Source organism: Neorhizobium sp. S3-V5DH, assembly GCF_004343065.1.
Taxonomy (GTDB): domain Bacteria; phylum Pseudomonadota; class Alphaproteobacteria; order Rhizobiales; family Rhizobiaceae; genus Neorhizobium; species Neorhizobium huautlense.
In genome coordinates this window covers 36,878-50,951 of record NZ_SMCL01000004.1, presented here as the reverse complement: position 1 = coordinate 50,951, position 14,074 = coordinate 36,878, and the positions used below count along the sequence as shown (strand labels likewise).

Annotated in this window: 12 protein-coding genes; 6 read left to right on the top strand and 6 right to left on the bottom strand. The window is 59.0% G+C overall.

Translation table 11 applies throughout. From position 1 onward, the window contains the following. The first annotated feature begins 14 nt into the window (after positions 1-14). The 3 genes from EDE09_RS08245 to dnaE all read left to right on the top strand — a co-directional run bounded on the left by EDE09_RS08245 (position 15) and on the right by dnaE (position 5,415). Positions 15-833: a DUF1206 domain-containing protein gene (locus tag EDE09_RS08245; RefSeq protein WP_132409703.1), complete on the top strand. Its 819-nt coding sequence runs from the start codon at positions 15-17 to the stop codon at positions 831-833. Positions 834-864: 31 nt separating this feature from the next. Next, positions 865-1,581 (top strand): phosphatase PAP2 family protein, encoded by a 717-nt coding sequence (locus EDE09_RS08240; protein ID WP_112802207.1) that lies wholly within the window; start codon positions 865-867, stop codon positions 1,579-1,581. 336 nt (positions 1,582-1,917) lie between these two features. Continuing rightward, positions 1,918-5,415 (top strand): DNA polymerase III subunit alpha, encoded by a 3,498-nt coding sequence (gene dnaE / locus EDE09_RS08235; protein WP_112802209.1) that lies wholly within the window; start codon positions 1,918-1,920, stop codon positions 5,413-5,415. Between the two features lie 4 nt (positions 5,416-5,419). Here dnaE and EDE09_RS08230 read toward each other — a convergent pair whose 3' ends face one another. Next, positions 5,420-6,769 (bottom strand): L,D-transpeptidase family protein, encoded by a 1,350-nt coding sequence (locus EDE09_RS08230; RefSeq protein ID WP_132409701.1) that lies wholly within the window; start codon positions 6,767-6,769, stop codon positions 5,420-5,422. Between the two features lie 109 nt (positions 6,770-6,878). Continuing rightward, positions 6,879-8,171 (bottom strand): DNA polymerase IV, encoded by a 1,293-nt coding sequence (locus EDE09_RS08225; protein ID WP_132409699.1) that lies wholly within the window; start codon positions 8,169-8,171, stop codon positions 6,879-6,881. A 77-nt stretch (positions 8,172-8,248) separates the two neighbouring features. Between EDE09_RS08225 and EDE09_RS08220 the strand changes: the two genes are divergently transcribed. Continuing rightward, positions 8,249-8,830 (top strand): GNAT family N-acetyltransferase, encoded by a 582-nt coding sequence (locus EDE09_RS08220; protein ID WP_112802215.1) that lies wholly within the window; start codon positions 8,249-8,251, stop codon positions 8,828-8,830. 158 nt (positions 8,831-8,988) lie between these two features. On the opposite strand, the gene EDE09_RS08215 is transcribed toward EDE09_RS08220, so the two are convergent. Next, on the bottom strand, positions 8,989-9,297 hold the full coding sequence (locus tag EDE09_RS08215; protein ID WP_112802217.1) for a DUF3572 domain-containing protein: 309 nt from the start codon (positions 9,295-9,297) through the stop codon (positions 8,989-8,991). A gap of 130 nt (positions 9,298-9,427) precedes the next feature. Between EDE09_RS08215 and EDE09_RS08210 the strand changes: the two genes are divergently transcribed. Together EDE09_RS08210 and EDE09_RS08205 are read left to right on the top strand one after the other, a co-directional pair. Next, positions 9,428-9,799, top strand: coding sequence for a response regulator (locus EDE09_RS08210; protein WP_085423079.1), 372 nt, complete (start codon positions 9,428-9,430; stop codon positions 9,797-9,799). A gap of 16 nt (positions 9,800-9,815) precedes the next feature. Beyond that, positions 9,816-11,186, top strand: coding sequence for a PleD family two-component system response regulator (locus EDE09_RS08205; protein ID WP_105372059.1), 1,371 nt, complete (start codon positions 9,816-9,818; stop codon positions 11,184-11,186). Positions 11,187-11,957: 771 nt separating this feature from the next. Here the strand turns inward: EDE09_RS08205 and rpmG are convergent. The 3 genes from rpmG to EDE09_RS08185 form a co-directional block, all read right to left on the bottom strand. Continuing rightward, positions 11,958-12,125 (bottom strand): 50S ribosomal protein L33, encoded by a 168-nt coding sequence (rpmG, locus tag EDE09_RS08195; RefSeq protein ID WP_003547442.1) that lies wholly within the window; start codon positions 12,123-12,125, stop codon positions 11,958-11,960. Between the two features lie 90 nt (positions 12,126-12,215). Then, complete coding sequence (locus EDE09_RS08190) at positions 12,216-13,400, bottom strand: MFS transporter (RefSeq protein ID WP_112802223.1); 1,185 nt, start codon at positions 13,398-13,400, stop codon at positions 12,216-12,218. 10 nt (positions 13,401-13,410) lie between these two features. Then, positions 13,411-14,061 carry an NUDIX domain-containing protein gene (locus EDE09_RS08185; RefSeq protein WP_245505103.1) on the bottom strand — a complete coding sequence of 217 codons (651 nt, stop codon included), beginning with the start codon at positions 14,059-14,061 and terminating at the stop codon, positions 13,411-13,413. Positions 14,062-14,074: the final 13 nt, after the last annotated feature.

The window sequence follows — 14,074 nt, the reverse complement described above, 5'->3', positions numbered from 1 at the left end:
CATGGAGGAGCCGGATGCTGAAGGAAGCGAAGTTCGAACGGCTGGCACGCTTTGGTTATGCTGCTCGCGGTATCGTTTATGTTCTCATTGGTGGCATGGCGCTGTTGACGAGCTTTGGCGGCGGGGAGCCTGACAGCAAGTCTGCTCTGCAGCTCGTACTGGAGCAACCGCTCGGTGCGATCTGGCTGGCGCTGATCGGCATCGGGCTGATTGGTTTCGTCCTGTGGCGGGTGGTGCAGGCGGTCTTCAACACCGACCGGCACGCCTCCGATGCCAAAGGTTATGCGGTAAGAGCCGCTCTTTTCGTCAGTGCAGCCACCTATACCAGTCTGGCGTTTTATGCCCTGGGGCAGGCAATGCAGGTGGGGCTTGGCGGCAGCCAGTCGGGCGACGAAAAAAGCTGGGCTGCATGGTTGATACAGCAGCCCTTCGGTCCCTATCTGGTGGGGATGGTGGGCATTGCCATCATCGCGGCCGGAGTGGCACAGATCGTCAAGGGAATGAGAAAGAGTTATTTGAAATATTTCGGCGCGGATTGGGAGCGGAGGTCGCTCCTGAACGGTATCTGCATGTATGGGCTCGTGGCGCGGGGTGCAGTTTTTCTTATCCTCGGCGGATTTTTCCTCTATGCAGCATTCGCGGTCGACCCGTCGCAAGCGGGAAGCCTGGCAGACGCGCTCGCCTGGATACGCCAACTGCCATTCGGTTCCATTTTGTATGCCTTGGGGGCTCTTGGTCTTTTCGCCTTCGGCGCCTATGGCCTGATCGAGGCCCGCTTCAGGAACATCGCACCGCCAACGCTTTCCGACGCGCGTCATGCGCTCCCGGTCTGAGACCAGCACAAAGTACAACAGGAAGGAGAACATGGTCTTCCATTCTCGGATGAGACAGAGGATCGTCGAAAGGTTCATGACCTTCGAGCCGATCGGTTTGATGATGTTCGCATTTCTGGCGGGCGGTCTGTTTATCTTCTTCAACCTGACAAGCGAGGTCGTTGAAGGCGATACGCGTGCGTTTGACGAGCGTATTCTGCTTGCCCTGAGGACGACAGCCGACCTGTCGATACCGGTGGGTCCCTATTGGCTCAGCCATGCCTTCGATGACATCACCGCGCTCGGCGGCACCACGGTGCTGTCGCTGATGACTATCATGGGGACCACTTACCTTCTGCTCGCCAGGCAAAGGGCGATCGCGATCTTCATGTTCCTGTCGATCCTCGGCGGATGGCTGGTCAGCAACGCCTTGAAGCTTGGCGTCGCGAGACCGAGGCCGGATATCGTGCCTCATCTGATCGAAGTTCATGACCTCAGTTTTCCGAGCGGTCACGCCATGCTTTCCGCCGTTACCTATCTGACGCTCGGAGCACTCCTGTCGCGAGCGCAGCAGTATCGGTCCACCCGCATCTTCCTGATCGCCGCCGCTATATTTCTTACGCTTCTAATCGGCTTCAGCCGGATTTATCTGGGCGTCCACTACCCCACGGATGTGCTGGGCGGCTGGTGCGGCGGTGCCACCTGGGCTGTCGGTTGCTGGATGATCGCGCGCCGCTTCATTTCTGCAAAGCCGTCCGCAAACGCCTGATTGGCCGCGCAAGCGTGCGAAAAGGGCGCATATGCCCGCCTCTTAACTATAATTCAAAATCCGCAATTCCCGTTTTGTTCCTCTGTTGACTCTCAAACAAAATGAGAACAAAATGAAAACATAAAGGAACAAGGGAGACGACGATGACTGACCTTCTTCGTGACATTGCCGCATTTGCTTCCATCGCCACCTTCGTGGCCAGCCTTTCCATGATCGTCATGGCAATGTGACATCCCGGCCTGTCTCCGAAAGACGTTGAGCAAGGAAATCCGATCTGGACTCTCTGGACGCCGCACTGGAAAATGACCCGATTCAGGAAATGGGTATGGCGCGGACATGGCAGATTTGACGCAGATGGGATCGGGTGCCGAAGGGCAAGGGGATTCCCCGCAATTTGTGCACCTTCGGGTTCATTCTGCCTATTCGCTCCTGGAAGGAGCGCTGCCTCTTAAGAAGATACTCTCCAAGGCGATAGCGGACAATCAGCCCGCGATCGCCATCACCGACACGAACAATCTCTTCGTTGCACTGGAATTTGCCCAGAAGGCAGTCGGCGACGGGTTACAGCCGATCATCGGCTGCCAACTGTCGATCGATATGGAAGATCAGTCGGATGAACGGCGAAACAGCCACCAGCAACTCGCCAAGCTACCGACGATCGTCGTGCTGGCGGCAAATGCCGTCGGTTACGAACGTCTCGTTGACCTCATCAGCCGCGCCTATCTCAGCGGTGAGGGGCATCACTCCACCCATATCTGCCGCTCCTGGTTGGAGGAAGGCGGCACCGAGGGCCTGATCGCCCTGACCGGCGCCGGCACCGGCCCGGTGGACGTAGTCCTGAAAGAAGGCAACGCAACGCTTGCCGAAGCAAGACTGCTCAAGCTCAAAGAGATATTCGGTGACCGGCTATATGTCGAACTGCAGCGCCACGGCGCCTACGACCGGCGCCACGAGCACAAGGTCGTGACGCTTGCCTACGACCATGACCTGCCGCTGGTCGCCACGAACGAAGCCTTCTTTCCGTCCGAAGCCGACTACGACGCCCATGACGCGCTGATGGCGGTTGCTCACAATGCCATCGTTTCCGACGACAGCCGTTTCCGCCTGACACCGGACCACTATTTGAAAAGCCGTGCCGAAATGTCCGCGCTGTTTGCCGACCTGCCGGAGGCGCTGGAAAACACCGTCGAAATCGCCAGGCGTTGTTCGTTCGTTCTGAAGACACGCAACCCAATCCTGCCGCGCTTTACTGGCGCCACCGACGATCCGGCAGAAGCCGAACGTGCCGAGGCGGACGAACTTCGTCGTCAATCGATCGAAGGTCTGGAAGAGCGTATAGCCACGCTGGGCATGACTCGCGGTTTTACCGAACAGGATTATCGGGAGCGACTGGATTTCGAACTCAGCGTTATCGAGAAGATGAAGTTTCCAGGCTACTTCCTGATCGTTGCCGACTTCATCAAATGGGCGAAACAGCAGGGCATCCCGGTCGGGCCTGGCCGCGGTTCAGGTGCGGGCTCGCTTGTCGCCTATGCGCTGACCATTACCGACGTCGATCCGCTGCGCTTCTCGCTTCTGTTCGAACGCTTCCTCAATCCCGACCGCGTCTCGATGCCGGACTTCGACATCGATTTCTGCCAGGACCGCCGAGAAGAGGTGATCCGCTACGTACAGCAGAAATACGGTCGCGAGCAGGTGGCGCAGATCATCACCTTCGGTTCGCTGCAGGCGCGTGCCGCGCTTCGCGACGTCGGTCGCGTGCTGGAAATGCCCTATGGGCAGGTCGACAAGATCTGCAAGCTGGTGCCGAACAACCCAGCCAACCCGACGCCGCTTTCCAAGGCGATCGAGGAGGAGCCGAAGCTTCGGGAGGAGGCCGAGAAGGAACCGGTCGTCGCGCGACTGCTGGACATCGCGCAGAAGATCGAGGGTCTTTACCGTCACGCTTCGACGCATGCTGCCGGCATCGTTATCGGCGACCGGCCGTTGTCCAAGCTCGTGCCTATGTATCGAGACCCGCGCTCGGATATGCCGGTGACCCAATTCAACATGAAGTGGGTGGAGCAGGCGGGTCTCGTAAAGTTCGACTTCCTCGGCCTGAAGACCCTGACAGTGCTGAAAACGGCGGTGGATTTCTGCAGGAAACGGGGCATCGAAGTCGAGCTGGAAAAGATCCCGCTCGACGATCAGAAGACCTACGAGATGCTGTCGCGCGGCGAGACGGTCGGCGTGTTCCAGGTGGAAAGTGCCGGCATGCGCAAGGCGCTGATCGGCATGCGGCCGGACTGCATTGAGGATATCATCGCGCTTGTGGCGCTCTACCGTCCGGGACCGATGGAGAATATCCCGACCTATAACGCCCGCAAGCATGGCGAGGAGGAGATCGAATCGATTCATCCGATGATCGATTATCTGCTCAAGGAGACGCAGGGTGTCATCGTCTACCAAGAGCAGGTCATGCAGATCGCCCAGGTCCTGTCAGGCTATTCGCTCGGCGAGGCCGATCTTCTGCGCCGCGCCATGGGTAAGAAGATCAAGGAGGAAATGGACAAGCAGCGTGCCCGTTTCGTCGACGGTGCGGTGAAGAACGGCGTTTCGAAGCCGCAGGCCGACAATATCTTCGATCTTCTGGCCAAGTTCGCCAATTACGGCTTCAACAAGTCGCACGCCGCCGCTTACGCGATTGTCTCTTACCAGACCGCCTATATGAAGGCGCATTTCCCCGTCGAGTTCCTTGCCGCATCGATGACCTACGATATGGCAAACAGCGAGAAGCTGAACGACTTCCGCCAGGATGCCGGTCGTCTCGGGATTACCGTCGTTCCGCCGTCCGTCCAGACCTCCTTTCGGCATTTCGAAACGGGTGAAAACAAGATCTACTACGCACTCGCGGCTCTCAAGGGTGTGGGCGAAGCGGCCGTTGATCATATTACCGCGGTGCGCGGCGATCGGTCGTTCAAGAGCATCGAGGACTTCTGCCTTCGTATCGACCCGAAACAGATCAACCGTCGCGTGATGGAGAGCCTCATCTCCGCCGGTGCGTTTGACTGCTTTGGAATAGACCGTGCCGAACTCCTCGGCGGTCTTGATCGCATCATCGGTTATGCACAGCGCGCGCAGGAGGAGAAGGTTAGCGGCCAGTCTGATTTCTTCGGATCGTCGGCGAGCGCCGGCCCGGAGAAGCTCATCCTGCCGCAGTTCAATCCCTGGACGCCATCGGAAAAGCTGATGCGCGAGTATCAGGTCCTGGGCTTCTATCTGTCGGCTCACCCTCTTGATTCTTACGCCGCCGTGCTCGCCAAGATGCGTGTCCAGACCTTTGCGGAATTTTCCGCTGCCGTGAAGCAGGGTGCGACGGCCGGCCGCCTGGCCGGCACGGTAACGAGCAAGCAGGAGCGTAAGACGCGCACCGGCAACAAGATGGGCATTGTCGCTTTTTCAGATTCGTCAGGCCAGTTCGAAGCCGTGCTGTTTTCGGAAGGATTGGCGCAGTATCGAGATCTCCTCGAGCCGGGCAAATCCCTGGTGATTACCGTGCAGGCGGAAGAACGGCCGGAAGGCATCGGGTTGCGGATTCAGACGGCCCAGTCTCTTGAAGAGAAGTCGGTGCAGATGCAGAAGGCGCTGCGTGTCTATGTCCGGGATTCCGGTCCGTTGAAGGCGGTTGCGCGGCACCTCAACGCAAGGGGCGACGGCCTCGTCTCCTTCGTCGTCATCAAGGATGATGGCAAGCGGGAGATCGAGGTGGAGTTGACGGAGAAATACCGCATTTCCCCCGAGATAGCCGCTGCGCTCAGAACAGCGCCGGGCGTTCTCGACGTGGAATTGGTTTAGGCTTTCAATACAGCCCGATCCCGCGGGGCTTCAAGGCAGCGGATGTCTGACGCACCGGGCGGACCTTCGTAACGGATGCCTGGGCCGCTGCTTGGCGCTGCGGATGGGTGACAGTGACGAAATCCGTCCCCTTGCCGGTCTCCGGCCCGATACCCTGGTCGTTTATCGTTACCGATGTGCCGTCGGTCATAAGCGTCTCGATCCGGTCGCGAATATCGGCAGGGATCTCGATCCGATCGAGCGCGCTGGCAGCGGTTGCCGGTGCGGAGCGATCTACGGTGACAGTGATGCCGAGCCGCTGCTCGGTCGCCTCGCCGAGTTGATTCGGCAGCGTCAGAGCGGTCCATTCGGCCGTTTCTGCGTTACGCTCCACCTTGTCCACCGTGAAGAAATGGGTGCCGAGCGCGATTTCGGGATTCTTGATGCCGACAGGTGCTTCGAACAGCGGCTCAAAATTCCGGCGCACCATGATCTGACCCGCCGGCGGCTGGGGTTTGCCGGCCGTTTCGTAAAGGGCGGTCAGTAAGTCAGGTGTCAGCAACGGCCCCTTTTGGGAAAGCCCCTTCCAGCGCTTGAAGCCCGCAATGGCTTGTCGGGTAAGCGGCCCTGAATATCCGTCCGATCCGCCTGTCTCGAAACCCAGATCCTGAAGCAGCAGCTGGGCATCCATCAGCGTCTCCCGTTCACCTCGACGGGTGATCAGGATCCGGAGCGGGGCGGCGTCAGGGTCTGTGGCGGCGATTGCAGGGGCAGGGGCTGGATGGGGGGCGGCAGGATTGCCCGGCACGATGTTCATGGCCACTTCGACAGGCCTGTCGCCCGCGCGGATCGCAGAGGCGCGCAGCTCCACGTCGGACATTAACGGCCCCGTCGGCAAGGGTTTGCGAGGACGGAAGAGATTAGCATGGTCGATCCGCTCGGGCTCGACCGGCGCGTCGGTGATGATCACATGCGCGCCCTGCTCGGTCATCTGAAAGAGGGACTTCGCAAATGCGCCCGGCATACGGACGCAGCCGTGCGACGCCGGATAATTGGGCACGCTGTTGGATTCGTGAAGCGCAATGCCCGACCATGTCAGCCGCTGCATCCACGGCATCGGCGCATTCGAATAGAGATTCGACTCGTGATACTTGCGCTTTTCGAGGATCGAGAAGATCCCGCTCGGTGTCGTATGTCCGGCCTTGCCGGTCGACACCTTGGAGGTGGTCACGACGTTGGCTCCGTCATAGACGACCAGCTGCTGCTTGTCCTTGGAAACGATGATCTGAAGTGTGCGGGCGCCTTCCGCCAAAGCCGGATGCGACAGCATGGTCGCAGACAAGAGCCCAATTCCGAACGCAATACGACGCAGCATGTCTCGACCCTATACGCAATACACAGGCGGCATATTAGCTAACGAGGTTTAACGAAGATTTTCCGCGGGTCGAAAAGTTCGAATGTGGTGGTTGAAAACGGATCACATTTCATTGATCCCGACGGCGGTCTGCGAAGGTGTAACCGGTCTCCACTGCCGCCTTGCCGAACTTGTCGCGCAGCTTGTCCATCGCCGCCTCCGCTGCGGCGCGGCGGCCGGATTGTCGGTCGACGAGGTCCGGCGGATCGGCAAGGGCCGGATCGGTGAGGTCGGTGACCCCGATTCCGATCAATCGAAACTTGGTACCGTCGGTTTCTCTTTCCATCAAGGAGAGGCCTGTGCGGAAGATCCGATCCGCAAGCTGCGTCGGATCCTCGAGCCGCCGATTGCGCGTCCTGCCCTTGAAGTCGGCAGTCTTCATCTTCAGGACGACGGTCTGCCCGGCGATTCCATGTTTCTTAAGGCGTGTGGAGACCTTTTCCGAAAGCCGGCGCAGGATCGGCACCAGTTCATCGTGGCTCGAAATATCGTCAAAGAACGTCGTCTCGGCAGAGACGCTCTTTGCCGCCTCGTTGGGATGCACCTCGCGGTCGTCTATGCCTCGCGCCAGGCGATAAAGGCGCTGCCCCATGCTCCCGTACCGACGCATCAGGTCGCTTTCCTCCATACTCTGAAGTTGGCCGATGGTGCGGATGCCGTCGGCCTCCAGGGTGGCATTGAAGGCCTTGCCGACCCCCCAGATGGTCGTCACCGGACGTGCCATGAGAAATTCCAGGGCTTCTTCGCGGCCGATGACGGAAAACCCGCGAGGCTTGTCGAGATCGGAAGCGACCTTGGCGAGAAACTTGCAATAGGAAAGACCGATCGAGATGGTAATACCGAGTTCGCTCTGCACCCGCGTAGCGAGCCGGGCGAGCGTGCGAGCCGGCGGATCGTGATGCAGCCGCTGCGTTCCAGCCAGTTCAAGAAAGGCTTCATCGATGGAAAGTGGCTGAACCAATGGCGTCAGATCCATCATCATCTGCCGCACCTGGCGCCCCACCTGGACATATTTGTCCATATTCGGTCGGATGACGACCGCATCCGGGCACAGTTCCAGCGCCTTGAACATCGGCATGGCAGAGCGAACGCCGTTGATCCGCGCGATATAGCAGGCAGTCGAGACGACGCCTCGCTTGCCTCCGCCGATGATCACCGGCTTGTCCGCAAGGTCTGGATTATCGCGTTTTTCGATCGTCGCATAAAAGGCATCGCAATCGATATGCGCCAGCGTCAGCCCATAAAGTTCCTTGTGATATAGGAGGCGGGGGCTGCCGCAACTGCGGCACCGGCGCGTTTGCGCCTTCTGCTCCGCAAGGCAGTCGCGACAGAAGCCGGATGTCGTATCAGGCGTGGGCGTCATGACAGAGAACAAAGGTTGAACACCGCGACGTTAAGGCCTAAGCTCGCGAGTCACAAGGGGCGATGTGGAGGTTTGGCGTGGATATCGAGCTTCATTTCGAGCCTGTGACAGCGGAGCGCTGGGAGGATTTCGAGATGCTCTTCGGCCCGCAGGGTGCCTTCTGCCACTGTTGGTGCGTCGCTCTGCGCCTGCCGCATGCGGTGCGCACCAAGATGCAGCCGCAAGAGCGGAAGGATCATATCCACAACCGCATAAATGCTGGTCCGCCGCCCGGCATTCTGGCCTACGCGGATGGCGGGCCGGTCGCCTGGGTACAGGTCGGACCGCGCCATGATGTGCCGCAGTTCAATTCGCCGCGTACCGTCTCGCGCCCGCTGGACGAGGCGGATGCAACCGATCCCTCTGTCTGGGCGGTCAGCTGTTTTTTCCTGACGCCGAAGCTCCGGGGCAAAGGGCTGAGCCACCGCCTGCTGTCGGGTGCCATCGACTATGCGCGCCGGATGGGAGCGCGGTTCGTCGATGCCTGTCCGATCGATCATGTTAAGCAGTCGAAATCGGTGACGCTGTGCATCGGCTCGACGGCGATCTTCGACGCCGCCGGCTTCGAAGTGATAGCCCGCCGCAAGGATGGCCGGCCGCTGATGCGGCTGGAGCTTTGACGTCGGGCGTCCTCGGAACGGATATAGGTCCGCACGAGTTTACCGCATGACATCCGTCGATCGCTCGCCCAGCGCCTTCCAGCGGGTTTCGGAGCGGGACGATGGCAGCGGTGAGTCGAGCATCTTATGGAGAGGAGGGACGCGAGCGGTTGGTCATTTCAGTATTCGCTGGAATCGAAGCTGGTCCCGGCGTAGTGCTGCCAGGCCGCCGCCACGGTTTCCGGCCTGGTATCCGTTGCCTGGCAGAACGCAAGCAATGTGGGCTCATGCCCCATCAGGAAGTCGATCATGCCCGCAAGAAAGCCCGGATCGTTGACGGCATGGCGCATTTGATTGGGCTGCAGGCCCGATAAAGCAAGGAAGCGCCCGAGCATCTCCGGCTCGTTGGCCAGCCAGCCGAGCACAGCGGCAGCCGTTTCCTCCGCATTGGCCGCGCTGGTGTTGGTTCTTGTCGGTTCGCGGCGCATCGTCTGAAGGTTACCTTTTCTTCAACCAAATCGTCTTACTATGCCTAAAATAAGGCCTGTGGAATCGACCGTTGGCAGAGCTTATATACAGAAGGCACGCTTGCAAGGCGGGATTAAGGAACGGATCGCTATGCCCAAACGGGTCATGATCGTCGAGGACAACGAGCTGAACATGAAGCTCTTCCGCGACCTGATCGAAGCATCGGGATACGATACCATCCAGACCCGCAATGGCATGGAGGCGCTCGACCTCGCCCGCAAGCATCGGCCGGACCTCATCCTCATGGACATCCAGCTCCCGGAAGTTTCGGGCCTCGAAGTCACCAAGTGGCTGAAGGAGGATGATGAGCTTCACATTATCCCCGTGATCGCCGTAACTGCCTTCGCGATGAAGGGGGACGAAGAACGCATTCGTCAGGGCGGCTGCGAAGCCTATGTCTCCAAGCCGATTTCGGTCCCGAAATTCATAGAGACGATCAAGACTTATCTGGGTGACGCGTGAAATCGGATCGGATGGCATGACCGCACGCCTGTTGGTAGTCGACGATGTTCCTGCAAATGTGAAGCTGCTCGAAGCGCGGCTGCTCGCCGAGTATTTCGATGTGCTGACGGCAGATGACGGGTACAAGGCGCTTGCGATCTGTGAAAGCACCCATGTCGATCTGATCCTGCTCGACATCATGATGCCCGGCATCGATGGTTTCGAAGTCTGCGAGCGGCTGAAGGCCAATCCGCGGACTGCCCATATTCCGGTCGTCATGGTCACCGCGCTCGACCAGCCTTCCGATAGGGTTCGGGGCTTAAAAGCCGGCGCCGACGATTTCCTGACCAAGCCGGTCAATGACCTGCAGCTCATTTCCCGCGTAAAAAGCCTGGTAAGATTGAAAGCCCTGACGGACGAGCTGCGTATCCGTGCCGACACCGCCCACAATATCGTGCTTGAAGATGTATTGAAGGGGGTAGACGGTCGTGAGGAGCCTGCCCAGGTCCTGCTGGTCGATGGACGTGCAAGCTCTCAGGAGCGGATCGTCAAGGCATTGAAGCCGATTGCCGAAGTCATCGCAATGTCCGACCCGCAGGCGGCGCTCTTCGAAGCCGCGGAAAATCCGGTCGACCTGGTCATCGTCAACGCCAATTTCGACGAATATGATCCCTTGCGTCTCTGCTCGCAGCTTCGTTCGCTGGAGCGTACCCGCTTCCTCCCGCTATTGCTGGTGACGGAGCTGGGGGCCGACGACCTGATCGTTCGGGCGCTGGATCTGGGCGTCAATGACTATATCGTACGACCGCTTGACCCGAACGAGCTGATCGCCCGCGTCCTGACGCAGATCAAGCGCAAGCGCTATAACGATCGCCTGAGGATGAGCGTCCGCCAGACGATCGAACTTGCTGTAACCGACGGGCTGACCGGCCTCAATAACCGCCGCTATCTCGACAACCACCTGAAGGTGTTGTTCAACCGCGCCGCGGCGCGGGGCCGGCCACTCTCCGTTTGCATCACCGACATCGATCGCTTCAAGTCCGTCAACGATACCTACGGGCATGATGCCGGAGACGAGGTGCTGAGAGAGTTTGCTGCGCGCATACGCTCCACTGTGAGGGGAGCCGATCTTGCCTGCCGATACGGCGGCGAGGAATTTGTGGTCGTGATGCCCGATACCGATGCCGTGGCCGCGACCGCTATCGCCGAGCGCCTGCGCGGCATCATCGAAAGCCAACCATTCTCTCTGAAGAGTGCGGGCGCTGCCCTCAACGTCACTGCGTCACTCGGAATCGCGTGCAACACGTACGGAGCCGAAACTCCGGAACAACTCTTGAAGCAGGCCGATCGGGCGCTCTACGAAGCCAAGAACGGCGGGCGCAACCGAGTAGTCGCCGCCGCAGCATAAGAGAATCATTTAATTCTAAAATACCTATTTGAACGCCTATGGATTTTCGATTTCGGCAATCACTGCTGTTCATCCCTCATTATTTGCCCCTCGCGCAGGGTTTTTGGGGATTAAAGTTTGCACAGAAAAAGACCTTGCTAGGAAGACCATAAATCTTCTGGTTGAACAGCTTCGAGAAGTCTTAAGCTGTATCGCCTACCCATTTCCCAAGTGGAATGAAACTAGCGGGCTGATGCAGCTTCACGTTTTTTGCGGGGCGCAGAAAAAACACTCTGACGCTAAAGCTTATTCTTGGAACGGCCGATAGTTTGTTGAAAATTACCTGAGTAGAAAAGGTTGATTTTCATCAATTGTTGATGGGTTTCTCCAAAAAGTCAGATGACGTGGAGATGTTCCAGCGTGAATTTTAACCAACAAGGTATGTGGATTGAACATCGAGTTAAGAATCTGTTGATTTTCTTTTCGTTTTGAGCAACTTTGGCCGCAACCGAAACTATGGGTTCCCTAAAGGGATCGTCATACCCCATGATGTTCAGGTCCGCCGCATCTCCTGGGTCGTGGGGTCGGTCGACTGGCAGGCATACCAAAGCGGTTCCTCGTGCCGTGATTGCAAGCTGGTCGACCCCCATTTAAAAAGCGCCGCTTCCATGTCATGGGAGCGGCGCTTTTCTTTTATGCGAGTGCGTCGAGCAGCGAAGGCCGAACCTCGGCCAAAAGAAAAGGCGCCTGAAGCCTGACGGCCGGCGCCTTCTGACAACCTCGGATCAAGGTTTACTTGATCTTGGTTTCCTTGAATTCAACGTGCTTCTTGGCAACCGGATCGTACTTGGTCTTTGTCATCTTGTCCGTCATCGTGCGGCTGTTCTTCGTCGTGACGTAGAAGAAACCGGTGTCAGCCGTCGACAGCAGCTTGATCTTGATGGTCGTAGCTTTCGCCATGGTCGTTCTGCCTCTAAAAAAATGAAGCCGTGGACGCGGGTGAGCTCCACGGCAAAATCTGGCGCGAAATTACAAATCGCGCCCGAAAAGTCAACCTCGTTTTGATCGGAAAAGTAAGCGGCAGCCCGAAACCACCACATAGAAGCCGAAGAAACCGGCCAGTGCCCACGCAAAACCGTCATTGCCGCCGACGTCCATCGCGGCCCCGATGCTCTGCGGTCCTGCGACCGTACCCACTGCGTAGCAAAAGATAAAGGCCGCATTGGCGGCTGCAAGATCCGGGCCGCTCAGCCTTGCGCCCAAGTGCGCCAGGCCCACTGTATAGAGCCCGGACACACAGCCGCCCCAGAAAAACAGGACGACGGCCATCAGGATCCAGTTTTCGATCAGCATGGGGAGCGCCAGCGAGCCTGCAACTCCCAGCGCTGCCATAGCGGTCAGAAGCGGTCGGCGGTCGCGCATTTTATCGGAAATCAGGCCAAGGGGAATCTGAAAAGCCATGTTGCCGATTCCCATTACCGTGAGAAGGACCGCAGCCTGCTGCTCGCTCAATTGCTCGCGAAGCGCATAGATCGGGAAGAGTGAGAGGCCGCCTGCCGAAACTGCCCCGAAAGCGAAGACGGCTGCCGTCGCGGTGGGCACCAGAAAAATATAGTGGAAGAAATGCCGGTCGGGCTTGGTGTCGAGCACCGGGCTTTCGTGCCGGGCGATGAAGATCGGGATCACCGCGAGCATGATGATGCCGGCACCCACCAGGAAGGGCAGGATGCCATCGCTGCCGAGCGCCGAGAAAAGCAAGGGGCCACTCGCAAAGCCGATCGCCAGGACGGTTGCATAGATCCCCAGCACAAGCCCGCGTCGCCGCGGAGGTGCGGCCTCGTTGATCCAGAATTCCGATAGGATGAAGAGGGTGGTGGTAGCGCCATGAAACGTAAATCGAAGCGGGAACCACATCCAGAAGGCGTCGGCGTAATAAAAGCCGATAGCGCTCAATGCCGCCACCACGACGGCGAATATCATGGTCCTTGCAACGCCGTAGTCATGCGCGAGTTTGGTCGTGACGGGGGCGGCAAGCATTGAAGCGACGCCCGCCATGGCCGCGTTGAGCCCGATCAGCGTTGAGGGAATTCCGCGCTTCTCCAGGATAATGCTGAGGAGCGGCAGACCGAGCCCGATGGCAATCCCGACTGCGCTGATGGCGGCGATAGCGGCGATGAGCGACGGCCAATGGATCCGCTCGACATGGCCGTTGGCGTCGGTCGTCGGCTGGGGCATTCGATATTCCTTACAGTCGGCTGCGGACGAATCGTCCATGGCGCATGAAGTAGAAGGACACCGGATTTCCGAACGACAAAGAGGGATCGGCTGTCATGAGATTTTTCACGTCCTCCAAGACCGTCTTCGTAATGGCCGGGAGTTTCAGACCGGAAAGGTCGGCGATGTCAAGCCAGCGCACGTCCTGAAGTTCGCTGGAATCTCCCAAACTCGTCATGTCGAAGACAGTCTCGTCCGAAAAGGCAAGGAAGAAGCGCGTGTCGTAGCGACGTACATTGCCGGGAGGAGTGATCGCGCGTGCGACATAACGCAGACGTGAAAGGTCCGGTGCCATCCCGCTGGCTATTCCCGTCTCCTCACGAAGCTCCCTCAATGCGGCAAGCGCGAGCGCCCGCGCGCGATTTGGGGTCAAGCGGGACGATGTGCCGAGAAGGAGTTTTTCCAGAACAAGCGTATCGAGATCGGCGCTGAAGGGCAGGGCATGATCCCGTGCATCCCGCCGTCCGCCGGGAAAGACATAGACATCCGGCATGAAGACATGGCCGCTGCCGCGCCGGCCCACGAGGACGCGCGCACCGCCTGCGGAGCGATCGATCAGGATGAGCGACGCTGCATCTTTCGGCCGCACGCCGGCGACGGGCGCATGCTTCAGCGAGTCCATTGCCGACGGCATC